The sequence below is a fragment of the Actinomadura sp. NPDC048955 genome (assembly GCF_040649435.1).
Taxonomy (GTDB): Bacteria; Actinomycetota; Actinomycetes; order Streptosporangiales; family Streptosporangiaceae; genus Spirillospora; species Spirillospora luteofluorescens.
The window spans coordinates 137813-164777 of sequence record NZ_JBEZJI010000005.1; the positions used below are offsets into that span (position 1 = coordinate 137813).

The following is a 26965-nucleotide window of genomic DNA, read 5'->3' on the forward strand; positions in this document are numbered from 1 at the left end:
GCCGCCCGCGTTCGATCTCGTGCCGCGGCTGGTCCGGCCGCAAGAAACGACGCGGACGAAAAGAACGCTTTTTCGGCTTTCTGGTGCTGGTCCTGCGATGTGGAAAAGGGCAACTGAACACCATGTGGCGGGCGACCGAATAGGTCTACCTTAGGTGACGCACGCGCGCATCCAGGGCGCTGGTTCGACGGTCACACGAATCGGCCCTGTCCGGCAGGATCGCCCTGGCTGCCGGTGATAGTGCGTAAGCTTGGGCTGTATTGCGAATGTGATCGCAAGGAGTTGCGGTGACGGCCGACCCCCCGAATGTTGTTGAAGAATCGGCGTTCAGCATCCCTCGGCCACCCCGCTTCTGGCCTTCGCCACTCGGCTGCGGATCGGTGGTCGCCGTCCTTGTCGCGCTGGTCTGTGCGGGGGCGTCGCTCGTGGTGCTGGTCGCGCGGCCCGGTCCCGTCGTCACGATCCGCGGGATCATGGCCTCCAAGCAGGACTTCTTCAACGACGAGAAAGTCCAGGACCTGTTACTGGAGCACCACATCCGCGTCGAGGTGACTCCGCGCGGCTCGGGAGAGGTCGCCGCCGAGGTACTCGGCCAAAAGACCGAGTCCTACGACTTCGCCTTCCCGTCCGGACAGCCGGCCGCGGATCTGATCAGGAAGGAGCGCAGCAGGCGGCACCTGTACAACCGAACGACCTACTTGTTCACCAGCCCGATCGTGCTGGCCAGTTATCGCGAGTACGCCGAGACCCTGGTAAGGCGCGGCATCGCGGAACGGCATTCGGGAGGGCCCGACGATGCGCTCTACTACACGCTGAGGACGGCCGGGTTCGTCGGGTTGGGCCGGCGGGGCAAGACCTGGAACGACATCGGGATCAAGGGCATCACCAACGGCAACCGGGTCCTCGCCCGGACCTCGGGGGTATGCCGGTCCAACTCCGGCCTCACCTACCTCGGCCTGGTCGCATACGTGGTCAACGGCAGCAAGCCGGTGCAGACCGAGAGCGAGGCGGACCAGATCGCCGAGGAGATCGGACCGCTCATCACCGGGACCGGCATGCCGGAGTCAGAGCTCTTCTCGGTCTACGTCACGCCCGAAGGCAAGAGCCAAGGACCCGTCGTGGTGGTCTACGAGCATCAGTTCTTCGCCTACCAGCAGGAACAACGGCGTAATTCCGGGCGTGTCGACACCGAGCGGGTGCTGCTCTATCCGGAGCAGGAGTTCCAGACCGATCCGGTATACATTTCCCTCAGACGCGGCAACGGTGACAGGCTCGGCCAACTGCTGCGCACAGATCCCGCGCTGAGGCGCCGCATGCTGGAGCTCGGCTTCCGGGTTGTCGAACACCCCTCGGATCCCGGGACCAAACCGCTGTACGGGCTGCTCGAAGACAACGGCGTGCCGGTGCCCGACGAGCGGACGGACTACACCCGCGCGGAGCTCCCAAGGCTGGATCTTCTGCAGCGGCTGGCCGACAGGGTGGACGAGTGCCGATGATGAGGCGGCCTTCGCGAACGTTAGCCGGACTGATGGCCTGTGCGATGCTGATCGCAAGCAGTGGCTGCACCTCGGACGAGCCCGACACCAGGCTGCGGGTGCTGGCGAGCTCCGAACTCGCCGATATGCGCCCGCTGCTCGACGAGCTCCGGCGTGACACCGGTATCGCGATCGAGCTCGACTATCGGGGCACCCTGGAGGTCTCGACCTCACTTTCCCAGGGGGACGACGACCACGACTTGGCCTGGCTGTCTGACGACCGCTATCTGCAGCTCAGGTTGCGAGCGGCGGGCGGGCCGAGGCCGCGGCCGCTGTCGACCGAGATCATGACGTCCCCGGTGGTCCTGGGCGTGCGGCCGCAGACGGCCGAGCGGCTCCGCCGCAACGCCCCCGACCCGAAACTGTCCTGGGCGGACATCGCCGACGGCGCCGCCGAAGGGCTGGTGCGCTTCGGCATGGCCGACCCCCGACAGGCCAACAGCGGGCTGGCCGCCCTGGTCGGGGTGGCCAGCGCGGCCGCCGGCACCGGCAGCGCGTTGCGTCCGGAGGATGTCACGTGCGACCGGTTGCGCGGGCTGTTCTCCGGCCAGACGATCACCGCCGCGTCCTCGGACGGGCTCGTCGATGCGTTCGTCGCGGACCAGGGCAAGGCCGACGCGCTGATCGGGTACGAGTCGACGCTGCTGTCCCTGAACGCGAGCGGGAGGCTGCGCGAGCCGCTGGAGATCATCTACCCCGAGGACGGCATCGTGCTGTCCAGGTACCCGCTGATGCTGCTCGATCCATCGCGCCGCGCCGCCTATGACAAGGTCGTGGCGTGGCTGACCCGCGCCGGCACGCAACGGAAGATCATGCAGCGCACCCTGCGCCGCCCGCTCGATCCCAGCGTGAGACGGGATCCGCGGCTGCGCACGGAGATCGGCAACGCGCTGTACTTTCCGGACCGGCCCGAGGTCATCGACCGGCTGCTGGCCAACTACGACCCGAGTGCCCGTACGCCCGGTCAAGTGATCTTCGTGCTCGACTACTCCGGTTCCATGAGGGGCGCGCGGATCAAAGCGTTGCGGTCCACGTTCGAGGGCCTCATCGGCGGCGACGGATCGTCCGTCGGCAAGTTCGTACGGTTCTACCAGGGCGAGAAGTTCGTTCTGATGCGCTTCGGGGCGAAGGTCCACGCGGAGCGCGACGTCACCATCGCCGGCCCGCATGACGCCGGCGCCATCCGCGACTTCCTCAGTATCGACAAGTTCGAGCGGAACACCGCCGTGTGGTCGGCGCTCGACCACGCTTACCGGCGCGCCGGCGAGCTGAAGCGCGCCGCTCCGGGGCGGCCGGTGACCATTGTGCTGATGACCGATGGTCTGAACAACGCCGGCATCGGACTGAACGAATTCCTCAGCCGATACCAGGCCCTGCCACCGCAGGCCAGGGCTGTGCATGCGTACACCGTCCGGTTCGGCGAGGCCGACCCGGTCGAACTGGACCGCGCGGCCAGGGCGACCGGCGGACACATGGTGGACGCCAACGCGTCCTCCCTGAACCTGGCCTTCAAGCAGACCCGCGGCTGCTTCTGACACCGGGAGGCACCGATGATGCCGTTGCTGCTAGCGATCTCAGCCATTGCCGCATGCTCCGCAGTGGCGCTCTACTGCGCGCACAGGGTCAGGGTGAGTCGCCACCTGTCGGCTTGGGTGATGAAACAGAAACCGGGGTTCTGCTTTTATCTCGACGAGCGAAACGCCATGGACCTCTATCTCCAGGGGGACTACCCCTACCTGCAGCGCTCGGTGGAGAGGACGACCCGCCGCAACCTCGTGTTGGAGTTGCTGTTCCGGCCCCTGCGCGGGGGCGTACGGCGTGTGGCCGGGGAAGAGCAGGTCACCAAGTACTTCGAGGAGACGAGATCGATCACGGTCATCGGGCGCATCGTCCGTGCGCTCGACAAGGAGAACGACATCGTGTACGTCAACCTCCTCACGCGCACGATCGCGCCGAACGCCGGCCTTGACCGAGCGCTGAAGCCGCTGCCCGGGGGGCGATCGAAACGGGTGGACATGGCCCGGCTGCGGGACCTGGAACCCGCCGCCTTCGTCTCGGTCGAGGGACGGTTCGCGGTCAGGGACGAGTCCGGGGAAATGACCACGTTCTCGGCCCCGTACGGAGACTCCGGCGACCATGTCGTCAGCGTGACCTGCGTCACCGATCAGCTGCGCGACGGCAAGGTCCCGGACGGCGCGTTCCGGGCACGCTGCCTCGGCAAGATCAGCTGGGATCCCGGAACCGGTGACGTGAAGATCTCGCCCGTGCTGGCCATCTTCCAGTGACCTACGACGTCACCCGGAGGGAGGATTTCCTGACGCTCCAGGTCTGTGGTTCCGCGGGGACGAGTGCCGGGAGGCCCCGACCTGGAGCAGCGTGGCCGGGCGAACGGGCCCCATAACCATTGATGGGCATCCGTGATGTACTCACGAATGCCCAAGACATAGCGGGGTGCGCCGTCAGGGACTTGAACCCCGAACCCGCGGATTAAGAGTCCGCTGCTCTGCCAATTGAGCTAACGGCGCCTGTCGTACGGGCCTCGGCGGTGGGCCGGGGTCCCTCGCGACAGGAAGAACAGTATCAGGCCCCGTGGACCAGTGCGAATCGGTTTACTCGCGGCCCGGGAGGACGCTCATCATGCCCCGCCAGAGGGCGATGGCGGTGGCCCGGGAGCCGACGCCGAGCTTGGCGTAGATGCGGTTGACGTGGTTCTTGACCGTCTTCTCGCTGAGGAAGAGCTGGCGGGCGATCTCGCCGTTGGAGCGGCCGGTGGCGATGAGGTCCATGACCTCGGCCTCGCGGGCGGACAGGCCGAGTGTGGTGCGGGACGCGTGCCGGACGCCGCGGACGAGGTCGTGGGCGGTGAAGGCGCCGGGGACGAGGTGGCCGCAGGCGCCGGCGCGGAGGGCGGCCTCGACGGCGGGCTGGTCGTCCGGGGCGAGGACGAAGACGCGGGAGGACGTGCTGAGCGGCAGCGCGTGATCGGCGGCCGCCGCGTCCAGCAGGACGATGTCGGGGCGCAGTCGTTCGGCCAGCGGAGCCGCCGCGGCGGGATCGGAGGTGTCGGCGACGACCTGGAACTCGTCGCTGGCCTCCAGTACGGAGATCACGTCCGCCCTGCCCCGGGGGTCGCCGTCCACCACGAGTACGCGCAGCGGAGCCGTCTCGTCGACACTCATCCGTCGCCCTTGGCGTCTCGTTGACATTTCTAGGGTCGGAGCATAACCGCATGATCTTCGAAGGTCGATGAACCGGCGCCGACGGACGCCTTATCGAGACCGGAACGACGTCAGGGACTGATCGTCTTGGGCTGCCAGGCCCCGCGGAGTGGCGCGACCGGCAACGCGGGGCGGTGTGTGGTCGGCTCTTTCTGCCGTTTAGGCTCGCCAGCGTGGATTTGGGTGAAGCTGTGCGTATGTGGGAGCTGGAGCCGGGATGGCTGAATACCGCTAGTTACGGTGTGCCGCCTGAGCCGGCGTTCGAGGCGCTGCAGGGGGCGTTGGGCGAGTGGCGCCGGGGGGCCAACGGCTGGGACAAGTGGGACCGGTCCACCGGTCGGGCGCGCAGTGCGTTCGCGCGCCTGGTCGGCGTCGCGGCCGACGACGTGGCCGTGGGGGCCTCCGCCTCGCAGGTGCTGGCCCCGGTCGCGGCTTCGCTGCCGCCCGGCTCGCGCGTCGTCGTCCCCGACATCGAGCAGACCTCGAACCTGTTCCCCTGGCTCGTGCACGATCTCGACGTGCGCACGGTGCCGCCCGCTGAGCTGTCCAAGGCGATCGACGAGCGCACGGACGCGGTCGCTTTCAGCCTGGTCCAGTCCGCGACGGGCGAGGTCGCCGCCTCTGAGGAGGTCGTCGCGGCGGCGCGGGCGCACGGCGCGCTCGTCGTGGCCGACGCCACCCAGGCGGTCGGCTGGCTTCCGGTCGACGCGACGGCCTTCGACGTTCTCGCCGTCTCGGCCTACAAGTGGCTGATGTGCCCGCGCGGCACCGCCTTCTGCTATGTGAGCCCAGCCGTGCGCGACCGTATCCGTCCGCTCGCCGCCAACTGGTACGCCGGTGACGGCGACGCCTCCTACGGGCCGCCCCTGCGGCTGGCCAAGGACGCCCGCCGATTCGACATCGCCGCCCCCTGGTTCTCCTATGTCGCGGCCGCCCCGACGCTGGAGCTGCTGCTGGAGATCGGCATCGGCCAGATCCACGACCACGACCTGCGGATGGCGAACCGGTTCCGGGCCGGCCTCGACCTGCCGCCGGGTGACAGCGCGATCGTCACCGTCGCGCGTCCGGACGCGGCCGAGCGGCTCGCGGCGGCGGGTGTCCGGGCGTCCGTCCGCAAGGGCGCGGCACGCCTGGCGTTCCACCTCTACACGACCGAGGCCGACGTGGACACCGCCGTCGCGGCGCTGGTCTGAACGGATGCGAGACGCAGAGAAGCCCTGGTCATCGTTGCGGTGACCAGGGCTTTTCGCTGGGGTGAGTGAGGGGACTTGAACCCCCGACATCTTGGACCACAACAGGGGATCACATATATCGTGCAGCGCCGTTCAGACCTGTACGAGCAGGTCAGAGTCAATATCAGCAGTGTTCGTTGCCGTACCTCGCCGTGCCTGGGCGCATCCTGCGGGAGCCGTCCGCTCCCACTCTCGCTCCCATGTCGGGGGCTCGGTCGGCCCAGCTGGCGATCGGCAATTCGCGTGGTCGCTGGCGCGCGCCTCTGGTGTAGCGCCCGCGAGGCGAGGATGCTCGATACTGGGGCGCGGCAGCGAAGCCCCCTCGCCCCAGGCTGCACGCCCCTACGACCTGCGTCATGCCTGTGTGTCCACCTGGCTCAACGCCGGTGTTCCCGCACCGCAAGTCGCCGAGTGGTCCGGCCACAGCGTTGGCAGTCCACGGGTCTACGCCAAGTGCATTGAGGGGCGGGCGAGACGGCCGGGTGCCGGATTGCCCGAGCGAGGGAGGATGAGCAAGCCCGCTACGCGCAAGCAGAGGGTGCTGTGCTCCGAGGAGTCACATGGCTCAAGGCTTCTCCTGAGCGACGGGCCACTGGTCAGGAGAAGCCTTCAAAAAGGCCCAACTCCGCAAGGGCTCACGACAGCTTGAACGAGCCTCCACCAACCACCTGTCGTGCCTGCCTGCTTCCTCCTCGCGGCGTTCAGGCAGGTCGCATCCATCTCTATGACGCTGGGCGGCAGCAAGGTCGATGTGCTAACCGTCCTTCGGAGCGAGCCACGGGACTGCAGGACGGCCGGTGAGCCGGTCAGCGCGCCTCTGGAACAGGGATGACGGAGGCTCCGTGTACGGTGAGCATATGATCGAAGGCGAGTTGAGTGCAGTGGCTGGGGCACCAACGGCGGCGACAATCAGCCACGAGCAGGTCTCAGCCGTTGCTGAGTTCCTCATCCGACGATACGGCAGTTCAACTCCTCAGGCCATGAAATGGGACAATCCGCTGTTTTGGAACGTGGATGCCTCAAAGGCTGAGCGTTGTCAGTTTATTGCAATTGGCAACGCTATGAACTTCCGATTCTGGACTCTCAAAAACGGTGAGATGGTCCCAGCAGTGGGATCGATTGAGGGGGAGTCTTATCGCGGGTCGATGTATCTTTGGCGTCGGCTTAGGGTTGGGGTTGCGCGGAACGAATTCAGTTTGAATGCTGAGTGGCTGAGCGCGCTCACAGAAGATGGACTAGAGCGAGCGTTTAAGGACGATGATGGCAATTGTCCTCTGGTTCCAGGTATTGCTGACCGGGCGAAGAATTTGCGGGATCTCGGAGCAGGACTGCTTTCCTCATGGCAAGGGCGGTTCGATAACGTAGTGAGAGCGGCTGACGGATCATTGAAGAGCTTCGCGGAACTATCTGCTGCGTTTCGCGCATTCGATGATCCGGTACGGAAGTTGACTATGGTGAACGCCATAATGTTGACGGGTAGTGGGTTGGCGCAGTTTGATGAGAATCCACTACCAGGTATTGACTACCATCTAGTTAAGCAGGCGGTGCGGCAAGGCTTGGTCGTGCCATCTGGTGTTTTGATCGACAAACTCAAGGCAAGACAGTTCCTCACTGCCTCGGAATCGGTGGTATTGCGGCAGGCAACTCTGGAAGCGCTACTGCAGCTTTCGAGAGAAGCTGGAATCTCAACTGACATAATCGACAACGCTTATTGGCTTAACGGTCGGGTATGCGACGACCGCCTGCCGGCATGTCAAGCGATCGGTGGCCCTCAGTGTCCGTTTGAGCAAGTATGCTTGCAACGTACTGACCTAGGCTCTCCTATTGAGGAAACGCGCTACTATTGATCATTTCACGGTTAATCTGTGGGCCGGGTTAACGCAGTTCTCACTTGTCGTAAATCGCCATGACATTCAGGCCAGGTTCTGATCGAACAGTCCCGACTATGCGGACACCATGTCTGTAGCCGCGTCTTATTAGACTGTACGCGAAGATGCCTGTGTCATAATTGCCGTATCCCACTACGTTGAGGTGAAGTGTCAGTCCGTCTTGCACTGGAACTCGATAGTTGACCCAGCGGGGGCGCCCTGTCTTGCTAGTTGCCTTTTCTAGGGCGGCGAGAACCTTCATTGCATTCCAGTGCTCATCGAACCAGCGCCAGTACTTATTACTATTCTCGTCGAAATCTGAATCGTCCGGGTCCATTGGATAGCTCGGACAAGGATCGCCGCCTTGGATTTCTAGATCCCTGACCAGATTCTCGTATACTGCATGCACACCCTCATCAGTCTCAACTGCCATCGGTATAAACTTTGTCCCCTTAGGGAAATCGAGGAACGCAAGCATTCGAGGTCGGGTTTCGATCACGGCTCGGTCTGGCGCTTGCCAGGGCTTCTCTTTAGCGGCGCGCAACTCCTTCCAGATTCTGTCTTGATAATTGCTGTTTTCCAAGTAATGCAATGCAAGTTCGATGAGCTTACGCGGAGCATTCTCGATCGGCTCCAGCGTGGTTGCACGACCATGCTTTGTTGACTCCGAGAAAGAGGCTTCACTGCGCACGGCGGCCTTGAGACCTGGAAAGAGATCTGCAGCGCTCAGTTCAAGGGAGGTCTTAGCTCCCGACGTTACGGTTTGCTCCTTCGAAAGGGCTACCTGAATCTCCCGGTACTTAGGTCGCAGCACAGCATCGTAGAAGAAGGAAACAAGGCGATCGTCGATAAACATGGGTGCGTCGGCAAGCCAGTTGAACCACTCCGGGAGTTCAGGAGTTTCGGGCTCGGGGGCCGATGACTTCTTAAGCCATGCTCTTGTTGCATAGCCCAAGAACCATCCGATGACCAGAGATAGAACTACTGCGAGTAGGATTCCCATAGATTCACGGTACCAGGACAGTTGTGTTTCCGTGAAATCGCGCGGACGTCGAGCGTGTCGCACTACTGCAAAGGTCGGAACAACACCAACTGCCCCAGCTGCTGACGAACTTCACTCAGGTGCTTCTGAGCTGGCTGGTCACGGCCATCCGCATATGTGTAGCCGTTTGTCCATGCGCCAGCCAACATCTCCCGCATCTCCATGGATGACTACCCTAGTTTCCTTACTGACAGAAGGAGCACTGAAGGCCTGATCTGGCCTACCGAACTGGAGTTCCGCCTGAACAATCAGGGCGCACAGTCGTTTGAGTTTCGAACATCGATCACGATTACGGTGACGTTGTCCGGGCCGCCGTAGTCGATGGCGAGTTTGATGAGGCGGTCGGCTGTGTCGCCTGGGTTGGTAGGCGAGGCCAGATGGGCCTGTATGAGATCGTTGGACACGACTGGGCTTAGCCCGTCTGAGCACAGCAGGAACCGGTCACCAACATAAAGGGTTCTTGTGGTCAGATCGGGTGATCGGCCGTCAGGGCGTCCGTCGAGGAAGCGGGCTAGCCGCTCGGGCAAGTGCGGCACGCTGGAAGCGTCGGACACCAGGTTGCCGTAGATGTGGTCCTCGGTGATCGGGATCATCTGTGGGGCGCTGCTGGGGCGCAACAGGTAGCCGCGAGAGTCGCCCACGTTTGCCAGCACGAACTTCGATCCGGACCACAGCATCGCTACCAGGGTGGTGCCCATTCCCGCCAGCTCTGGCTCAGCTTCGATCTTGTTGCGCAGAGCTGTATTGGCTGCACTGACTGCCTGCCCGGCAACACGTGCAAGGTCCGCCTCGGCGACATGGCGGTCATAGCGTCGCAGAGCCTCGATCGCAGTGGCGCTGGCTGTATCGCCGGCCACGTGGCCGCCGAGGCCGTCGGCGACCGCGAACAGTGATTTGCCTGCATAGACCGAGTCTTCATTGCGACGGCGTACGAGCCCGACATGCGTGCGCGCAGCCGCTTCGACCGTGAGGCTCATGCCCGCTCACCTGTCCGTCTGCGTGTCGTCGGCACCTGTGGATTCCTCCGGCCACGGCTCCTGTGCTGACTCATCGCGATGCAGAACATGGACGGTCTCGACACGATCGCTGGCCACGATGTACTCCGTCACCTCTATGGGCTTGTCGTCTCCTCCCGACGTGCCCACCCGCACGATCTCCAGCACCGGCAAGCTGAGCGGGATCTCCAGTAGCCGTGCTTCGTCTTTGGTGGGCATGCGGGCGCGGTGGAGTTCCATCCAGGTGATCGGCCAGTGGCCGGCCTTCTCCAGGCGATACAGCCAGTCCCCGGGGCCAGGTGCTTGGGATGCAACCTCCGGGGCGGCTTCGACGCCGCGAGGGTGGATCCACGAGATGTTGATCTGAAACGGAGGTTCGGAGGCCGGGCCGGTTACCCGGAAGCGACGCATTACCGAGCTGCCTACTGGGACCCCCAGCAGACCCGCGATCCGCGGGTCGTTCAGCGGTTCATGTGAGGAGGTCGGTGGGACGTGATGCTTCCACACCTCCTGGCCAGACGCCGATGGGAAGGAGTAGCCGGGGTTGTCTGTGGCGACGTTCCGCTTCACCAGGTTCCCTCGTGGCCTGCGTAGCCGCATCATGCCGTGGCGGACGATGCTCCCTCGGCCCTGGACGGCCCAGACGTAGCCTTCCGTTTCCAGAGCTCCGATCGCCCGCGCGATCGTGTCTCGGTTCGCGCCGTACTCGGCAGCGAAGTCGTCCAGCCGTGGGAGCTTGGCCCCCGGCTCCCACTCGCCAGCCTCGATCCGTGCCCTGATCTGGGCGGCGATGTCCAAGTAGCGCGAGTGCACGGCCACCGAGCATCCCCTCCTCTCGCAATTGTCTTGGGATAATCCTTGACAAGCCCTGCCCTGGCACCAACTATTGTCCCAAGACTATCCCTCGGGACGTCGCAGGGCGAGGACGGACGCCGAAGCGTCGTCCGAACGCCCTGCCACAACTGCACATGGCATCGGTGGTCGGAGCCCTGGAGTGTCCGGGTTGACGAATCACGAGGTCCCTGGACCGGCACTGATCAGGTGATGCCACCCAATGCTTGCAGCGCTTGCGCTGCCTGTCCTGTGCGGAACGGCGGTCCGATCTGGACACGTCGGTCCCCGTACGGGGTGGGGAAGGCAAGCGCCAACATCTGGAGGGCCCTGCCCTATGAGGCATAACGGACAGCCGGTCATTCTCGTCAGCAAGTTGCCTCCGAACCTGATCAGTCTTTCCGAGCGCAGTTGCGCGCTGGTGGTGTGTCCCGGGTGCGGTAAGTGGAAGTCGATCAAGCGGGGCATGGTCACCGCGCATCGTGGCCCGCATGTGCCAGGCGCGGACGCCTGGCCGGCGGAGTTCCGCCCATCACCCCCGCGGTGTCCTGGAAGCGGGCAGCGGGTGCGTGTCGACCTCTCTGTCGATGAGTGGCGGGGACGGCTCGCCGACGGGAGCCGGGAGGCTGACCGTCGCCGCTCCACGCGAGTGATCCCCCGGCCTAAGCCGCCCGTCCCGCGGGCTTTGGTCCAGGTCGCTGCCAGCTGACTCTCTCTCGACTCGTTGCGCCCCGGCCTGCGTCAGGCCGGGGCGCTTCTGCTTTGTCCGATACGACCAAACGGAAGTGATCGACAGGTGATGTTCCGATTCCATGACATCGATGACCGTGAGCGGGCGTCGGATGGGGTGAGCCGGTACGGCGCCTACCTTCGCCAGAACATCGGCCGGTTCGCCGACTGGGGTGAGCAGGTGACCGCTGACCCGGCCGTGTTCTCGCGGGCGGCGTGGGAGGTCGCCACGTCCCCGGTCATGTCGCCGCCCTACCTGGACTGGACGGCCGAACGCGTCCAGTCGGTGGCCTTCACTGCCAGCGAGCACGACGGTTCGCTGATCGCCCGCGTTCAGTTGGCGGTTCCCCGCCCCGCCGCGCTGGCCGGCGTTCGGGGGTTCGCCGAGTGGGACCGCTGGAACGGCGGCTACTGCGAGCCCTACGACGACGCGGTGGCTCGGTGCCCGGCGATGCTGACCAGCACCCTGGTGCTGTTCACGATCTCGACCGCTGACCTGTGGCGCCCCCTGTACGCCCCTGACCTGGATGTCCGCGACGCCAAGCGGGCGGTGAAGCGGCTGGCCGCCGCGCTGGAAGCGCGACTGTCGCCGATCATCCGGACGCTGGACACCGCGCCGATCGGGGCCGCCCGGTGAGCGGGCACCGGCCCCGGCTGGTCAAGGTGCGCCTGTCCGGCGACGTCGGCGACGTGACCGCGCTGGCCGACCTGCTGACTGACTAGCCCGGCGACCGCTGCGCGGTCGGTGAGGTTTCAGCCCCCTACCCGAACCAGCGTGACAGCGGCGTGCGCCGCTACATCGACGTCGTGTTGACCGGCCCGGCCGAAGGCTAGGGCCCCGCAGAGTTCCCCCAAGACCCGGGACGCCGACGCCGGCAAGCAGTGACGTCCCGGGCCCCTCCCAACAGGAAGGAAGTCCCATCATGCAGCACCTTCGATTCCTCCGCCACGCCTGGACCACGGTGACCGCTCAGGCCTGCCACATGTGCGGCGGTGGCGGAACCTACCCCGGCGGCAAGAGGTGCGGCGTGTGCAACGGCACCGGCAACTGCCCCGGCGGACGCTGACCCACTTCACCTGCACTCGCCGCCGTTGACATCGAGTCCGGGCGGCCCCGTCCCGCTGCGACAGGTTCGCGGTGGGGCGGGGCCGTCTCACCCGGTGCCAGACGCCCGGACCCTCGTCATCCGACCCCCGGGAGGGGGAGGAGGGAGCGCTGCGCGCGATGACGACTCTGAAGGCGATGCCGGTCGCGACCGGCCCGCGCCACATCCCGATCGGTCCTGCCCACCCGGCCACGACTGGCGTGACGGACGGGTGTTCCAACTGCGGAAGTGTCCGCAGCGTTCGGGTACTGCCCGACGGGCGGTACCGGTGCGGGTGCGGACACCGCTGGACCCCGGCCGCCGGTCACACGAGCCCGCCGACGAGCGGGCACCCCGCCGATGGCACGCCGTAGCTCGGCGCGGTTCTGGGACCCGTGCGGGGACCGGTACGGGATCCCCACCTATCCGTGGCGGCAGGCGCCGCCGCACCTGGCCACGCGCCGCCAGCTCGCCGCCGCCGGGCTCCGGCCCGGCGGCTACGTGGTGGCGCAAGTGCTGTGGCACCGGTGGCGCGGCCAGGGGGTGGCTTACCTGTACGACCGGCGGCGTGCGCTGCCCAAGCGCACCCCGAGTCCCGCTCAGCGCGCCGCGCTGGCCAAAGCGCTGGCCGCGCGGCGCACGTGCCCGCGCTGCCGCACCGACGTGGGTTACGTGCTGCCCCGGCGGCTGGGCTGCTGCCTGGAGTGCGCCAGCGACTGGGAACGCGACGCCGCCTGACCGCACCCCGCCGCCCCTCTCCTCTTTCCGGGCCCGCCGCGACCGCGGCGGGCCCGGCCTTTGCCTCTTTCCTTCGACTCGACAAGGACGCCTGCTATGAGCGTTGACCTGACCGCCACCCGCCCCGCCGACGCTCCGGCCGCCACCGGCACCGGTGCCGGGCCGCTGATGCTGCCCGAGGACGGGATTGTGGACCCGATCGCGATCGAGATCGCCGCGAGCGGTACCCGCCCGGTCGCTCTCACCCACACCGAACGCGTGCTGGCCGCGGCCCGCATCCTGGCCGCCGGCGGCGGCGCGAACACCATCGCGGCCCGTCTGCACGTGTCCGGCAGCACCGCCCGCACCCTGGCCCACCAGGCCCGCCGTATCGGCGACGCCGGCGACCTCTGGGCCGCCTGACCTCCGTCCCTTCCTGCTTCCCCTTTCTCAGCAGAGGAGTTGTCCCATGCCCGAACCCGTCCCGTTCTTCCCCGCCCCCGCCCCCGGCGGCCCCGATGCCGACGACCTGGCGGCCCTGCGCGACGCCGACCGCCGCCGCACCTTGACCCGTATCGCGTTCGCGGTCGGGTTCGTCCTGATCGGTGCGGCGCTGGCCGCGCCGGTCCTCGCGCAGGTCCCGCCCCGGCAGGCCGCTACGGCGCTGCTGGTGGCGCTGGCGCTGACCGCGGTTGTCGGGATGTGCGGCGACGCGCGGCAGTGGCTCGCCGATCGCTACGAACTGGCCCGCGGCACCGGGCCGGGGGCGGGTCGGCGGATCGTGCGGCGCTGGTACGCGCCCGGCTCGCTGGTCTGGTACGACGACTTCATCGGGGGCACGACGCCGCTGGTGGTGCTGGGCTGGGTGCACGATCCGGCCTGCCACCAGCCGTGGGCGCTGGTCTACGACGGCACCGAGCCCGACCCGGCCACCGGCGTGTGGGGCGCGTACTGGGTGCCGCTGGAGGAACTGGCGTCCCATCCCGCCGACTACCCGGCCGGGCCCGCCGAGCCGGACACGGCGGCGGGGCCCGGCGGGTTCGGGGTGGTGGCATGAGCCCCCGGGAGATCCTGGCCCGGCTCGGGCTGATCGACGTGGTCATGCTCGCCGGTATCGCCGCCGGGGCGGTGTGGCTGGTCCTGACCCACCTCACCGCGGTCGACCCGGCCGCCGCGGTGATGCTGGCTGGGCTTGCCGCGCTGGCCGCGTTCAGTGCCCTGCACAAGCGGTTGCGGCACACGCCCGGCCCGCGGCACACCGCCTTAACCGGTTCCCGCGCCCCGTCCGGTGAGCGCATGCCGCCCGGTGATCAGACCTCACGCGAGTGAGGCGTCCGCGGGGCCCGCGCCCCTGACCGACCCGTCCCGCACCGCCCCCGAGCCGCCCCGGCTCGGGGGCGGTGCGGTGAAAGGAGACCGTTTCCATGAACGCCGCCCCGACGTCCCCTGCCCGGGTGAACACCGGCCCCGAACCCGCCGGGACGCGTTCACCCCGCACCTCCGCCCCGTTCACGGCCGACCGCGAGCCGTTCACGGCCGACGGTGCCCTGTTCACGCCGGATCCCGGCGCGATTCGCGGTCCGGTGAACGCCGATCAGATCCGTTCGGCTGAGCGTGCGTTGTCGGCGGGGACGTGGTTGATCGTGTTCGGCGCCATGCTCTACTCGGTGCTGACGGTCACTCCGCTGATGCGGGCCCACACCCCCGACCGTTGGGACTGGACGGCGCCGATTCTGCCGCTGGTGGTGGACGCCGCTGTGGTGATCGTGGTCCGGCTTGACTCGGTCCTGGCCCGCCTGGGCCAGGACGGCGGCCGGTGGCCCGCCGCGCTGCGGTGGATGACCGGCACCATGACGCTGTCGCTCAACATCGCCGAATCGGCCCTGGACAGGGACATGGTCGGGGTGGCGGTGCACGCGGTGGCGCCGCTGCTGTTGATCGTGACCGCCGAAACTGGGCTGGCCTACCGGCGGGCCATCACCAAAGCGCTGACCGCCCGCGAGCACGCCGCCGCCGCGCGTGTTGAGGCCGAGCGTCAGCGGGCCTGTGAGGAACGCGAGCGTCAGGCGCAACTGGCCCGCGAGGAACGCGAGCACGAGGCCGCCCTGGCGCGTCAGGACGCCGAGCGCCGCGAGCGCGACGAGAGTGAGGAACGCCAGCGCGCCGAAGCCGCCGAACGCCAGCGGCGCGCCGAGCGTGAACGCGCCGAACAGGAACGTGAACGCGCCGACCGTGAACGCCAGCGGCAGCAGGCCGAAGCCGAGCGGCGTGAACGCGAGCGTGAACACACCCGCCTCCAGGCCGAGCGGCAGGCCGCCGAAGCGGCCGAGCGTGAACGGCGCGCGCTGCTGTCGGCTGGCCCGGCCACCGGCAAGCTGCCCGAGGACCGGGCCCGCCAGGTGGTGGCCGCGGCCTACGACGCCGGCATGTCGGTGCGCAACGCCGCCGAGCGGTGCGGCTGGTCGGTGGGCTGGGTCGCGGCCCGCTACCAAGAGCTGCGCGAGACCCCGGCCGCTCCGCGCGCCGCCACCGTCTGAGTCCCCGCCCCGGCACCAGACGCCCGCCGCCGGGGCCCTCCCTCCCTATCCCTCCTTTGTCCGTCGCCGCCCTGGGTCGCTTCCCTGCGCCCCGGGGCGGCCTGCTCATGCCCTGTTCTGTCTGCACTCGAAGGGATTCCAACTCATGGAAGTCGGCAAGTGGATCGTGTTCGCGTTCCTGACCGGAGTGGTCATCGTCGGGTTCAAGACCCGGTCGCTCAAGGGCTGGGAGTTCGCCGCGTCCGGCGCGTTCGTGCTGCTGCTGGACCAGTTGGTGTTCAAGGGCCAGATCTCGACCTGGCTGGGCAACCTGGGCTCCAACGTCAAGGGCGCGGCCGGGAACGCCTCGGCCGGGATGCTGCTGTTCACCCCTGGCGCCTGGCCGCGGGCCCGCCGGTTCGGTGCCCACATGTGGAAGCACCGCCCCGGCCCGGCCGACCTGGCCATGTACGGCGCCGCGATCGTGCTCATGCACGTGTGGCTCGGCGCGCCGTGGCTGGTGGCGGCCCTGACCTTCACCGGCCTGCCGATCGCCTTCACCGCGATCAGCGCCGCCACCGCCCCCCAGCCCCGAACCAACGCCCCCACCGTCCACACCGCCCGCGCGGCCTGCACGGAGCCGGAGGGGGCGGGGGACGGTCCGGTGTGCCCGGTGTGCGGCGACCCGGCCACCACCACCGACTCCAGCCCCGACAGCGGGGACGGAGCCGGGGCGGCCGGGCCCGGCGGGGTGGAGATGTGGCGGTGCCGCGAGGGGCACCGGTTCGCCCTCACCCCGGACGGGCACGTCCGCGGCCTGACCGTGCGGGAGTGATCGCCCATGGTCGATCCCATCATCGGCGGTGCCGTGATGTTCCTGGTCCTGACCGGCGGCACCAAGACCGGCCGGGACGCCGTCCGCAATGCGGGCACCTCGGCCTACAAGGCCACCGGCTGGAAGTCGCCCAAGACCGCGATCGTGCACTACTCCGGCCGCGCCGGGGACAAGACCGGCGCCGCGTTCGCCGCCACCGCCCGCAAGACCCGCAACGCCGCGGTGAAGATCGCCGAACGCCGCTGGAACAAGCGAGCCACCAGCGACGACCCGGCCGGCACTACCCCGCCGGTCCGGCGCGTCCAGCCCGACCGGCCCGCCCCGGGCCACGGCGCCCCGGGCCCCGCTGGCCCGCCGCCGGCATGGGGCCACCCGCCCCAGCGCCAGCCAGGGCCCGCACCTCTGCCCCCGCCGGGGCCGGCGGCGGGCTCCGCGCCGGGTGACCCCCGCGTTCCCGACCCGTTCTTCGGCTCGGTCGTTCACGACGACGACCTCTACACGCTCAAGCCCCGCAACCCTGCCACCGGCCCCACCGGCCGCGGCGGGACCGGCGGGCCTACCACCGGCGAGACCGCCGCGACCGCAAGGAGGACCATGACCAGCCGTTCGGGTTTCCGCATCGACCTGGAGAAGCCGACCACCGACGCCGAGTTTCTGGAGACCTGCGTGACCCTGGCAGACGCGCTGCGGTCCTTCTCCAAGCAGGTGGAGGAATGGGCCGCCGACGTGTCCGGGCTCGGCCTGCCCTCCCAGGTCACCGCGCCGCTGGACGCCGTCTCCGAAGGCGTCGGAGAGGCCGCCACCGCGGTCAACCGCGCCGCGTCCACCTTCGCCGACCTGTTCGAGGAGCCCCGCGAGATCGCCGCGCGCGGGATGAAGTTCACCGGCGAAGACGCCGCCTGACCAGGCGGGGCCGCGCCCCCGCTGTGGTCCCGCCCGCTCCCGTCCGTGTTCCTGCTGTGTCTCGCACGGCCCCGGCCACCCGGTCGGGGCCGTGCCCCTTTCTCGACCCTGGAGGAGGCTGCCTCGATGGTGCGCCGCACCCGTCAGCACCGTTCCGCCACCAGCTGGCGGGACGCCGCCCACCGCAACCGCACCCGCCGTGAGGGGCCCACTGTCGGGACCGTCGCGCTGACCGCTGTACGCGGATATGGCCGATGGGTGGCGCGCTCGCCCGACACCCGCGGCCTGGCCAACGCCCTGGCCGTGCTGTATCCGCTCGGCGAGATCGGCCACCAGGCCGGGGCTGACCCGCTCATGCTGGGGGCGTTCGCGCCCCCGGCGGCGCTGGCTGCCTGGGTCGGCACCCACAAAAAGCACGCCAGCCCCCGCTACTCGGCCACCGTCGCCGCGACCGCCGCCGGGATCCCCGCGTGGCTGGCCACCGCCGCCCAACTGGGCATCGTGAACCTGCATACTCTGCTGGCCTACACCGTCTCGGCGTCGGTGACGTGGTCGGCCTACACCTGGTCCGACGTGCTGAAACAGCGGCGCGCATGGGCCCGCGAGCAACTCAGGTGGGATGAGCTGGCCACCGCCGCCGGGCTGGAAGGCTCCCGCCTGGTCGGCATGGACGACACCCGGCTCGGGGTCCGGTTCCGCGTCGATGTCCGCGCCACCAACAAGCGCGCCAGCCAGCTGGCCGGGAACGGCAGGGGACTGGCCGAAGACATCGCCGCGCAGATCGGACTGCCCGCCGAACGGGTCCGCATCACCACCGACGACAAGCACGCCGGGATCATCCGCGTCCTGGTCCAGATGACGGACCCCTGGGCCGGGCCCGTGCTGCACCCGGCGATGCCTGCCCACCCCGACCGCGCCACCGTGCCCGCCTCCAGGGAGGAGATCGCCGCCGCCGGGCGGTCGATCAAGGGGATGCCGCTGGTGGTCGGCGCGGAGCCCGACTCCGGCGACGACATGTCGGTCACCCTCTTCGACCACGAGGGCGGGCATCACGCGTTCATCGTGGCGCCGACCGGCTCCGGAAAGACCACCTTCTACAACAACCTGATCGAACAGGCCACCGTCTGCGCCGATGTGCTGGTGTGGGGCATCGACCTGGGCAAGGGCACCATTGCCCGGTTCTGGGGCCCGACCCTGGACGCCGCCGCCGGTATCGGCGAACAGGACGAGGCGCTGGAGCGGCTGCGGTGGGCGTGCACGGTGATCGATGAGCGCTCCGACGCCTCCGGCGGCAAGAACCACACCCCCAGCCCCACCGAGCCGGTCATCCTGGTGTTCGCCGATGAGTTGGACACCCTCACCGGGATGCACTCACCCATCGCTTACGAGGCCAAACCGCTGGTGGAACACATCTGGCGGCGGGGCCGCTCGGCCGGGGTGATCCTGCTGACCGCCTCACAGCGTGGCGTCCAGCAGTACACCGGATCCAAAGACCCCAACGCCAACGCCGACTACCGCATCGTGCTGCGGATGAAGCGCGCCAGCGAGATGGGCAACGCCATCGAGGACTGGGAAGCCGCCGGCATGCCCAACATGGCCACCTACGCCCGCGGCGTGAAAGGCGTCGCGCTGGTGGTGGACGGTGAGAACACCTGGACCGCCGGACGCGTCCGCGACCTGTCCGACCTGGACACCGTCAAAGACCTTGCCAAGCGCCGCGGCGCGCCGGTCGCCACCCTGGAACCGGCCATCGCCGCCAAGCTGCCCGGCTACGCCGACCGGCGCCGTACCCCCGCCCACACCGGCGGCCGGTCCGATGGCGGGTCGGGCGGACACACGCCCGGCCACGATGACCCCGGCCCCACCGCCGCCCGGCCCGCAACCAGCGGGGATGGGTTCGGGGTGGATCCGGGCGACCATGACGCTGTGGACCGGCTCGCCGGTGAGTTGGTGGCCGAAGTGGAAGCCCGGCTGCGCGACATGCCCGAACCGCCCAAGCAGGGCATCCCGCTGGCCGACCTGGTCAAGGCCAACCAGTCCATCAAGGTCCCCGACGACGCCGCCCGCACCATCCTGGCCCTGCTCACCGAACGCGGCCCGGACGGAGCCCGCCGCGACGAACTGGTGACCGCCCTGGACAAGCCCGAGAGCACCGTCAAGAAGTGGCTGGCCGCCATGCGTAGCCACGACCTGATCACCCGACACGGCAGCACCAAAGCCGCCCGCTACTACCTCCCCGACCACCACCCCGATAACCACGCACAGTGACCAAACCGGGGCCGACTTGGTCCACGACTTGGACCACGACTCGGCTCTACCACTTGGATCCACCGCCCCCTAAAGAGGGGTCAACGAGCCAAGAGAGCCAAAACCGAGAGAGCCAAAACGGCTCTCACACTCCGTAACCAACCTGCGGGCCCGCACCCCCGGACGGCACGGCCACACGCCGCGCTGCCCGGGGGGTGTTTCGCATGCCCGTACCCATCTGGAAGGCACCCGTCCATGCCGCTGTCCGCGCTCCACTCGCTCGCCCCGCTCGCCGCCGACACCGCCCCCCAGGACGACGGCGGCGGGCGCGGGTGGCTGCTGCTGATCCTCGCCGCCGCCGTCTACGGCCTCGGCTACGCGATCTCCATCCGCATCCACCCCTACAAGAACTGCCCCCGCTGCAACGGCGCGGGCCGCCACCGCGGCGCCCTGTTCAGCCACGCCTACCGGGCCTGCGACCGATGCGGCGGCAAGGGCCGCGAGTACCGCGTCTTCGCCCGCCGCCCCTACGCCCAAAACGAGCACAAGCGCCGGGGCCGTCGATGACCGCGCCGGACGCCACCGGCTGGGAGCCGCTCGCCCCCACCAGGTCCGCCGAGATCCGCGAGCGGTGGGGCCTGACCGGCACCCGCGAGCAGTCTCCTCGCCCGACTACCGCCCCGTCCGCGGATGCTGCCCCCGTCCAACGCGCGTCGATAGATAACGCTGCCTGCCCCGAGCACGGCGTCAACTGGACGTGCGGCTGCGACGGATGCGAGGCAGCTCTGACCGCCCCCGCCGGTGAGGGGGCCGCATGGACCGCGTCGGCAACGGCCTGAACTGGCACTCCGCCGCGCACTGGGGCGGCGGCCGCCGCCTGCCGTGCGTGCACTGCGGCCACGGCGCGTTCTGCCGCGACGACAACGGCCGCCCTTGCCACAAGACGTGCGCCGAGACCGCCATGCGACGCGCCGCCGCGCCAGACACTGCCCCGGACACGGCTGGCACCCTGGGGCTGGGCGGTGAAGCCGCATGACCGTGCCCGCCGCCCCGGCGCCGCTGTTCTGGACGGGCGTTCCTGCCCCAGCATGGGTCTTCGGGACCCGCCGGACAGAGCCCTACGCCATCGACTGGCCCGCGTTCCCGTCGTTCACCACGATGGGCCAGGTCCGTAACCTGCCGCCTGCGCTGACCGACGCCGCGATGGACTCGGGCGGGTTCACGCTCGTGTCCAAGTACGGGGAGTGGCCGGTCACCCCTGCGCAGTACGTGAGGTTCCTTCGCCGCTACACCGCCGAGTCGGGCCGTCTCATCTGGGCTTCTCCGCAGGATTGGATGTGCGAGCCCGAGATCATCACTGGCGGGCGGCGCGGTCCTGAGGTCTACGCCGGAACTGGGCTGTCGGTCGCCGAACACCAGCGGCTCACTGTCGAGAACTACCTCACCCTGCGAACCCTCGCACCGGAGTTGCCGATCATCCCCGTCGTTCAGGGATGGGAGGTCCACGAGTACGAGCGTTGCGTTGAGTTGTACGACGCCCACGGCATCGACCTGCGCGCCGAGCCACTGGTGGGCGTCGGGTCAGTCTGCCGCCGCGGCGACACCCCGACCGGCGCGGCGATCTTCGCGACGCTGGCCAAGGCGGGCCTACGGATGCACGGGTTCGGCGTCCACGCCCGCGCCATCCTGCGCATCCTGCGTGCCCTGGCCGAGATCGGCCGGATAGACGCGCTGATCAGTACCGACAGCATGGCGTGGTCCGCGCTCGCCCGGCGTCGCAACCTCCGCCTGCCCGGCTGCCACCACGGCGTGACCGGTGACGGCAACTGCGCAAACTGCCCAGTGTGGGCAGGGCTGTGGCGGGGCGAACTCCTAGCCGACATCGACCGGTGGCACCGGGACCTGACCACCGGGCCGCTGCAACTCGCGATGGGCGGCGCGGCATAACCCACGCCGCTGCCGATATCACCCGAGTGGAGCCCAGCATGACCAACCTCCAACCACCGCCCCCCCGGCCTGCTGGTCCGCTACGCGCTGGCCGCCGCCGCCCGCGGCTGGCACGTCTTCCCACTGGCCCCCCGCGACAAAGAGCCGCCCCACGGCGTGCGGTGGACCAAGGTCGCCACCACCGATCCCGAGGTGATCCGACGCATCTGGGCCCGCCGCCCCTACAACATCGGGATTGCGTGCGGGCCCTCCCGCCTGCTGGTGATCGACCTGGACATGCCCAAGCCCGGCGAGCACCCGCCGCCCCGGTGGGCGGTGCCCGGCGTCAACGACGGTGCCGACGTGTTCGCCATGGTGTGCGAACAGGCCGGACAGCCGATGCCGCTGGAGACCTTTCACGTCCGCACCCGGCGCGGCGGGTCTCACCTGTACTTCACGGCCCCGGACGGCATCCGGCTGACCAACACCTCCGATGACCGCGGCAACGGGCTGGGGTGGAAGGTCGACACCCGCAGCGACGGCGGATACGTCGTCGGCCCCGGCTCCTACGTCGACCTCCCGGACGGCGCCGGCACCTATGACCCGATCCACACCCCGGCCCCGGCGCCGCTGCCCGGCTGGCTCGCCGAACGGCTCCGGCCCGCGCCGCTGCCGCCGCAAGAGCCGGTCACGGTGCGCCTGGCGACCGGCAACCGCGGCGCCTACCTGAACAAGGCGATCACCGCCAGCCTGAACGCGATTGCCGACGCCCCCGAGGGGCGCCGCAACGCCATCTTGTACGGCGCCGCCGTCGCTCTCGGCCAGCTGGTGGCCGGGGGCGCCCTTGACCCCGACGACACCGAGCAACTGCTGACCGCTGCCGCCGTGCGCGCCGGGCTGGCTCTCATGCCTTCCCGCCGGACCGTCCGGTCCGGGTTCCGTGCCGGCACTCAACGCCCCAGGAGCGTCCCCGCATGACGACCAAGCCGCACCTGCAAGTCGGATCCGGCCCCGAGACCATCCGCGTGCTGAAGTCCGAACTCGCTAACGGCGCCCTGCCCGACACCTACGTCTCGGCCGGGTCCCTGGTCCACATGGAGACCGTCTCGGGCGGGCAGACGTCTCCGGCGGCCGACGAGGACTCGCCGCTGCCGGTGACCGCCAGCCCGGTCACCCCGGCCACCCTTGCGGGTTTGCTGGCCGAACACGCCTACGTCTACCGGCTCCGGACTCGCAGGAGCGGCCAGGGCAAGGAAGAGGTGGAGTTCTACGAGGAGGAGGTCACCCCGCCCCGCGAGATCCTGTCCTCGGTCCTGGCCGGGAAGACCTGGCCCGGCCTGGCGCCGCTGCACGGCGTCATCGGTGCCCCCGTGCTCCGCAGAGACGGCACCCTGCTCCAGAAGCCCGGCTATGACCCGGCCACCGGCCTGTATCTGGCGTCCAAGGTGACGCTGCCGCCGGTCCCCGACCGGCCAACCGCCCAGCAGGTGGCGGACGCCCGCGACTTCGTGCTGAACCGGTTCCTGCGCGACTTCCCCTGGTCCAGCGCGGCCGACCGTGCCAACTACCTGGCGCTGCTGGTCACCCCGATCCTGCGGCACTTCACCCGGTCTCTGACCCCGTTCGCGCTGATCGACGCGACCATGCCCGCGTCCGGCAAGTCCATCCTGACCGGTGGGCCGGGCATGCTGTACGGGCAGCGCGTCATCCCCTGGGCCTACACCGAGGAGGAACTCCGCAAGTCCATCACCGCCGTGTTCGCCGAACAGGTCGGTGTCGTGGTGTGGGACAACCTGGCCGAAGGCACCGTCATCGACTCGGCCACCCTGGCCCTGCTCGTCACCGCCGGCGTGTGGTCCGACCGCCAGCTGGGCGCGTCCCGCAACGTCGCCACCGTCAACGACCGGCTCTGGATGGCCACCGGAAACAACCTCCAGGTCGGTGGAGACATGGCCTCCCGCACCGTCCGCGTTCACCTCGACCCCAACATGCCCCGGCCCGAGCAACGCGACCAATCCCGGTTCGGAATCCCGCACCTGGACCAGTGGATCACCGACCCCCGCAACCAACTCACCGTGCTGTGGCACCTCCTAGTCCTGGTCCTGGACTGGACCGGGAACGGAGCGCCGCGAGCCGACACCGTCTCGATGCGGCAGTTCACCCCGTGGGCCCAAGCCCTCGGCGGATTCCTCGCCCACCACGGAATCGACGAGTTCCTCGCCAACGCCGCCGACGTCCGCGGCATCGACGAGGACGAGAGCCGTTGGCATGCCTTCATGGCCTGCTGGCACGACCTGCACGGCACCGACCGCATGACCGCCGCCGAACTCCGCCGCTCCGGCGAACCCGAACGGGTCGGCCTGGACGAACACGACCGGTGGGACGGCCAGTTCATCACCACACCCGCCGGACGCCTGCCCAACGCGCTGGGCCTGGGAAAACTGCTGACCGGCCAGATCGGACGCTGGCGCGGCGACTACGTCATCCGCTCCGCCAAGAACCACCGCGGCGACCGCAACATGTTCTGGGTCGAACACCGCGGCGACGATGACCCGGAAGAGCGCTGAAACATCTCCGCATCTCCGCATCTCCGCAGAAACACCCTTCTACCTGCGGTGATTGGTTGCGGAGATAGCCCACCGCAGCAGAAACCCATCTCCGCATCTCCGCACCCGCTGCGGAGATAGACCCCGATTGCGGAGATGGCACCGGCACCGCCCCGACCATCTCCGCACCCATCACCGCAGGTCACGACCCACAGTGCGGAGATGCGGAGATGGGGAGATGTTTCAGCTCCTCCCACAACAGCGCAACGGCCGCCCCCACCTTCCCAGGGGCGGCCGTCCCTCACTCACCACATTCGAACGGCCCCGGCGGACACACCACCAAGCACACCCGCCGGGGCACCACCTCACTAGGAGGCAACAGCACCATGCCCGCATCCGGCCCCCAGGTGCACGCCGTTCAGCAGAACCGTGACGAGATCCGGATCCACACCAAGGAAGAGGCCGCCGAGATCCTGCGCGTCAAAGTCAGCTGGCTGGAACGACGTGCCGCAGCCCGTCAAATCCCCTTCACCATGCTCGGCGGCGCCTACCGCTTCACCGACGCGCACTTGGCCGAGATCGTGCGCCTGAACGAACGAGGGGCACTGGTGACACCGGTCGCACCCGCAACTGGCCGACGGCCTCGACGCCGCACCGCTCGACCCGCCGCCCACACAGGCGGATTCATGCCGCTGCGTCCGCGACCCGCCGCCAGAAAGACGACCTGACCCGAACGACAAAGCTGACCCTGAACGAGAGGAACTGCGTTGGCATACGCCGAGAAGCGCGGCAACCTGTGGCGCGCCCGGTGGCGCGGACCTGACGGGCATCTGGAGTCCAAGCCCGGGTTCCACACCAAGAAGGACGCTGAGAACTACGGCCGGGACCAGGAAGCGGCCATCCGGAACAACACCTACGTGGACCCGCGGGCAGGAAAGATCACGCTCACCGAGTGGGCGAACACCTGGTTCCCAGCGCTGGACCTCGAACCCAACACCCTCGACAACTACCGGTACTACATCGAGGTGCACATCCTCCCGACGTTCGGTGACCGCGAGCTACACTCCCTGGAACGCGAAGAGATCGCCATCTGGGAGAAGCGACTACCGGTCAGCAAACGGACGGCTCGGGAAGCCCGGTCGACCCTCACTAACATGCTGAACGACGCCATCCCGCGCTACATCCAAGCCAACCCGGCCGCCCGCCGCCGAGGCAAAGGCCGCAAGGGACAGCGGCGCATCGCCGAAGCAGAGCGCACCCAGAAAGCCTGGGCGACGCCGCTGCAAGCTCTGTTGCTCGCCGAACGGTGCGCGCTGCTCACCGGATCGGACACCGATTTCGTGATGGTCGTCACCGCAGCGTTCACCGGCGCCCGCTGGGGTGAGCTGCTGGGTCTACCGCCCGAACGTGTCCGCCCCGGCGAAGTCGATATCCACTGGAAGCTGTACGAGCTGAACGGCAGGTTCTATCGGGGTCGCCCCAAGGACGGGTCCATGCGAACCCTAGACGTCCCGCCGTTCCTCGACGACTTGTTGGCCCGCCAGCGTGCGATGTCTCGCAGCTGTACATGCCACGGCACGGAAGATCCTTGGTGTCGTGGCGGCCGGTACCTCTTCCTGACCCCGAAGCGCACGCACTTCCGACGTTCTAACTACAGCGACCGGGTATTCAGGCCCGCCGCTGACGGCTGGTATCCGAAACGTGCCCCCAAGCCCGCCATGCCGGTGCTGGTGGCTGCGAGGGAGGGGTGGCCAGGAAAGCCCGTCCCGCCCTGGCCGGCGGCCGTGCCTGGAGAGCCGTTCTCCCCGCCAGCTGGCCGCGGATTCACTCGGCTGGTCAGCAGAGAAGGACGTGGACGGTGCTCGGAGTGCAGCCGGAACCAACTTCTTCGTATCGACGGCACTCTCATCAGCCACAGAGCGGTCGGCGCTGAGTGCCCCGGATCGGGGAAGCTACCGGCCGAGGATGAACCGCTCGCGTGCTGGCTGCCGCTCTGCCTTGGCCTAACGCCCCACGGACTCCGTCATGGTCACCAGCCGTGGATGGACAACGGGGGCATTCCCTACGTGCTGCAATCCGAGCGGATGGGCCACGAGGTACCCGGCATGCGTGGCACCTACGCGCACGTGACCCTAGAGATGCGGGAAGCCTTGCTGGCAAGGCTCCAACTCCTCTGGGATGAATCAATCCGAGCGCGGGCCCGCTTTTCCACCAGTTCGGACGTTCCCGCGCTAGACGAGCTGCTGAGCGGTGGTAGGCGGACGCTTTAGACTAGCCACTCGGCCGGGCGCGGCCATATGGAGCGCCCCGCCTCGCTGTCGCAATCTCCCACCGCTAGGACGTGACTGGTCACGGTAGCCGAGTTGCTGCTCCTCTAACTCGTTACTGTGGTCGGTTTTGCTAGGTTGTATCCGGCGCGTCCCCTTAGCCCTGGTACGTCCCAGAAGACACCTTCACAGAAGAACCCTAGGAAGGCTCCAGATAGTTCGGGTGCTTACTGTCCTAGCGAGCTAGACCTGGCAGGTGCGTGCGTCTCGGGCGGGGTTCGCCAGGGGTGGAAGCCTGGAGGGACCCCGCTCCGCATATCCGGCCCCCTCGCACTCTGTTGATCTTTATTTCCGCAGGTCAGCGTGGGTGTGGCGATGCCGGGGTTGTCTGGTGGCGGGGCTGGTTCTCGACCGCTGGGTTGTCTGGTGGCTGGGTTGTTGGCCAGGTTCTAAATCACTGTGGCTGGTCGGTA

At 68.4% G+C, this 26965-nt stretch carries 26 protein-coding genes, 1 tRNA gene and 1 pseudogene; 23 read left to right on the forward strand and 5 right to left on the reverse strand.

Translation table 11 applies throughout. From position 1 onward, the window contains the following. Nucleotides 1-287: 287 nt before the first annotated feature. The 3 genes from AB0C84_RS07565 to AB0C84_RS07575 all read left to right on the forward strand — a co-directional run bounded on the left by AB0C84_RS07565 (nucleotide 288) and on the right by AB0C84_RS07575 (nucleotide 3820). Nucleotides 288-1496: a hypothetical protein gene (locus tag AB0C84_RS07565; RefSeq protein WP_361062326.1), complete on the forward strand. Its 1209-nt coding sequence runs from the start codon at nucleotides 288-290 to the stop codon at nucleotides 1494-1496. Then, nucleotides 1493-3070 (forward strand): substrate-binding and VWA domain-containing protein, encoded by a 1578-nt coding sequence (locus AB0C84_RS07570; protein WP_361062679.1) that lies wholly within the window; start codon nucleotides 1493-1495, stop codon nucleotides 3068-3070. Before AB0C84_RS07565 ends, AB0C84_RS07570 begins: the two co-directional genes overlap by 4 nt. Before the next feature lie 168 nt (nucleotides 3071-3238). Next, complete coding sequence (locus AB0C84_RS07575) at nucleotides 3239-3820, forward strand: hypothetical protein (RefSeq protein WP_361062329.1); 582 nt, start codon at nucleotides 3239-3241, stop codon at nucleotides 3818-3820. A 167-nt stretch (nucleotides 3821-3987) separates the two neighbouring features. Here the strand turns inward: AB0C84_RS07575 and AB0C84_RS07580 are convergent. Continuing rightward, a tRNA-Lys gene (locus AB0C84_RS07580) sits at nucleotides 3988-4060 on the reverse strand. An 84-nt stretch (nucleotides 4061-4144) separates the two neighbouring features. Then, nucleotides 4145-4714: a response regulator transcription factor gene (locus AB0C84_RS07585; protein WP_179846720.1), complete on the reverse strand. Its 570-nt coding sequence runs from the start codon at nucleotides 4712-4714 to the stop codon at nucleotides 4145-4147. Nucleotides 4715-4995: 281 nt separating this feature from the next. On the opposite strand from AB0C84_RS07585, the gene AB0C84_RS07590 reads away from it, so the two are divergent. The 3 genes and pseudogenes from AB0C84_RS07590 to AB0C84_RS07600 all read left to right on the forward strand — a co-directional run bounded on the left by AB0C84_RS07590 (nucleotide 4996) and on the right by AB0C84_RS07600 (nucleotide 7832). Continuing rightward, nucleotides 4996-5946 (forward strand): aminotransferase class V-fold PLP-dependent enzyme, encoded by a 951-nt coding sequence (locus AB0C84_RS07590; protein WP_361062332.1) that lies wholly within the window; start codon nucleotides 4996-4998, stop codon nucleotides 5944-5946. Between the two features lie 361 nt (nucleotides 5947-6307). Further along, a pseudogene (locus AB0C84_RS07595) lies at nucleotides 6308-6451 on the forward strand (integrase); the annotation flags it as partial. 391 nt (nucleotides 6452-6842) lie between these two features. Then, the gene (locus AB0C84_RS07600; protein ID WP_361062335.1) at nucleotides 6843-7832 is read left to right on the forward strand and encodes a queuosine salvage family protein; all 990 of its coding nucleotides are present in this window, start codon (nucleotides 6843-6845) and stop codon (nucleotides 7830-7832) included. A 40-nt stretch (nucleotides 7833-7872) separates the two neighbouring features. On the opposite strand, the gene AB0C84_RS07605 is transcribed toward AB0C84_RS07600, so the two are convergent. The 3 genes from AB0C84_RS07605 to AB0C84_RS07615 form a co-directional block, all read right to left on the reverse strand. Next, a complete protein-coding gene (locus AB0C84_RS07605) occupies nucleotides 7873-8856 on the reverse strand; it encodes a hypothetical protein (RefSeq protein WP_361062338.1) in 984 nt (327 codons plus the stop codon). Nucleotides 8857-9143: 287 nt separating this feature from the next. After that, entirely contained in the window at nucleotides 9144-9872 is a 729-nt protein-coding gene (locus AB0C84_RS07610; RefSeq protein WP_361062341.1) for a protein phosphatase 2C domain-containing protein, read from the reverse strand. Nucleotides 9873-9878: 6 nt separating this feature from the next. Continuing rightward, nucleotides 9879-10709 carry a GntR family transcriptional regulator gene (locus tag AB0C84_RS07615; protein ID WP_361062344.1) on the reverse strand — a complete coding sequence of 277 codons (831 nt, stop codon included), beginning with the start codon at nucleotides 10707-10709 and terminating at the stop codon, nucleotides 9879-9881. Nucleotides 10710-11520: 811 nt separating this feature from the next. On the opposite strand from AB0C84_RS07615, the gene AB0C84_RS07620 reads away from it, so the two are divergent. From AB0C84_RS07620 to AB0C84_RS07700, 17 genes are all read left to right on the forward strand, one after another. Beyond that, the gene (locus AB0C84_RS07620; protein WP_361062347.1) at nucleotides 11521-12087 is read left to right on the forward strand and encodes a hypothetical protein; all 567 of its coding nucleotides are present in this window, start codon (nucleotides 11521-11523) and stop codon (nucleotides 12085-12087) included. Nucleotides 12088-12373: 286 nt separating this feature from the next. Further along, complete coding sequence (locus AB0C84_RS07625; RefSeq protein WP_361062350.1) at nucleotides 12374-12517, forward strand: hypothetical protein; 144 nt, start codon at nucleotides 12374-12376, stop codon at nucleotides 12515-12517. Nucleotides 12518-12895: 378 nt separating this feature from the next. Beyond that, nucleotides 12896-13273, forward strand: coding sequence for an RRQRL motif-containing zinc-binding protein (locus AB0C84_RS07630; RefSeq protein ID WP_361062353.1), 378 nt, complete (start codon nucleotides 12896-12898; stop codon nucleotides 13271-13273). A gap of 96 nt (nucleotides 13274-13369) precedes the next feature. After that, nucleotides 13370-13675, forward strand: coding sequence for a hypothetical protein (locus AB0C84_RS07635; protein ID WP_361062355.1), 306 nt, complete (start codon nucleotides 13370-13372; stop codon nucleotides 13673-13675). A 46-nt stretch (nucleotides 13676-13721) separates the two neighbouring features. Next, nucleotides 13722-14309 (forward strand): hypothetical protein, encoded by a 588-nt coding sequence (locus tag AB0C84_RS07640; RefSeq protein WP_361062358.1) that lies wholly within the window; start codon nucleotides 13722-13724, stop codon nucleotides 14307-14309. Then, nucleotides 14306-14581: a hypothetical protein gene (locus AB0C84_RS07645; RefSeq protein ID WP_361062361.1), complete on the forward strand. Its 276-nt coding sequence runs from the start codon at nucleotides 14306-14308 to the stop codon at nucleotides 14579-14581. The genes AB0C84_RS07640 and AB0C84_RS07645 overlap by 4 nt, the downstream gene beginning before the upstream one ends. Nucleotides 14582-14676: 95 nt before the next feature. After that, nucleotides 14677-15789, forward strand: a complete 1113-nt coding sequence (locus tag AB0C84_RS07650; protein WP_361062364.1) for a hypothetical protein — start codon at nucleotides 14677-14679, stop codon at nucleotides 15787-15789. 145 nt (nucleotides 15790-15934) lie between these two features. Next, on the forward strand, nucleotides 15935-16603 hold the full coding sequence (locus AB0C84_RS07655) for a hypothetical protein (protein WP_361062367.1): 669 nt from the start codon (nucleotides 15935-15937) through the stop codon (nucleotides 16601-16603). 6 nt (nucleotides 16604-16609) lie between these two features. Continuing rightward, on the forward strand, nucleotides 16610-17506 hold the full coding sequence (locus tag AB0C84_RS07660) for a hypothetical protein (protein ID WP_361062370.1): 897 nt from the start codon (nucleotides 16610-16612) through the stop codon (nucleotides 17504-17506). Nucleotides 17507-17632: 126 nt separating this feature from the next. Then, on the forward strand, nucleotides 17633-19774 hold the full coding sequence (locus AB0C84_RS07665) for a type IV secretory system conjugative DNA transfer family protein (protein WP_361062373.1): 2142 nt from the start codon (nucleotides 17633-17635) through the stop codon (nucleotides 19772-19774). Between the two features lie 234 nt (nucleotides 19775-20008). Next, nucleotides 20009-20320, forward strand: coding sequence for a hypothetical protein (locus tag AB0C84_RS07670; RefSeq protein ID WP_361062376.1), 312 nt, complete (start codon nucleotides 20009-20011; stop codon nucleotides 20318-20320). A 247-nt stretch (nucleotides 20321-20567) separates the two neighbouring features. Further along, on the forward strand, nucleotides 20568-20789 hold the full coding sequence (locus AB0C84_RS07675) for a hypothetical protein (RefSeq protein ID WP_361062379.1): 222 nt from the start codon (nucleotides 20568-20570) through the stop codon (nucleotides 20787-20789). Continuing rightward, on the forward strand, nucleotides 20786-21700 hold the full coding sequence (locus AB0C84_RS07680; protein ID WP_361062382.1) for a hypothetical protein: 915 nt from the start codon (nucleotides 20786-20788) through the stop codon (nucleotides 21698-21700). Before AB0C84_RS07675 ends, AB0C84_RS07680 begins: the two co-directional genes overlap by 4 nt. An 87-nt stretch (nucleotides 21701-21787) precedes the next feature. Further along, on the forward strand, nucleotides 21788-22657 hold the full coding sequence (locus tag AB0C84_RS07685) for a bifunctional DNA primase/polymerase (RefSeq protein WP_361062682.1): 870 nt from the start codon (nucleotides 21788-21790) through the stop codon (nucleotides 22655-22657). Then, nucleotides 22654-24246: a hypothetical protein gene (locus AB0C84_RS07690; protein ID WP_361062385.1), complete on the forward strand. Its 1593-nt coding sequence runs from the start codon at nucleotides 22654-22656 to the stop codon at nucleotides 24244-24246. Before AB0C84_RS07685 ends, AB0C84_RS07690 begins: the two co-directional genes overlap by 4 nt. 365 nt (nucleotides 24247-24611) lie before the next feature. After that, nucleotides 24612-24953 carry a helix-turn-helix domain-containing protein gene (locus tag AB0C84_RS07695; protein ID WP_361062388.1) on the forward strand — a complete coding sequence of 114 codons (342 nt, stop codon included), beginning with the start codon at nucleotides 24612-24614 and terminating at the stop codon, nucleotides 24951-24953. Nucleotides 24954-24992: 39 nt separating this feature from the next. Then, the gene (locus AB0C84_RS07700) at nucleotides 24993-26495 is read left to right on the forward strand and encodes a hypothetical protein (protein ID WP_361062391.1); all 1503 of its coding nucleotides are present in this window, start codon (nucleotides 24993-24995) and stop codon (nucleotides 26493-26495) included. Nucleotides 26496-26965: the final 470 nt, after the last annotated feature.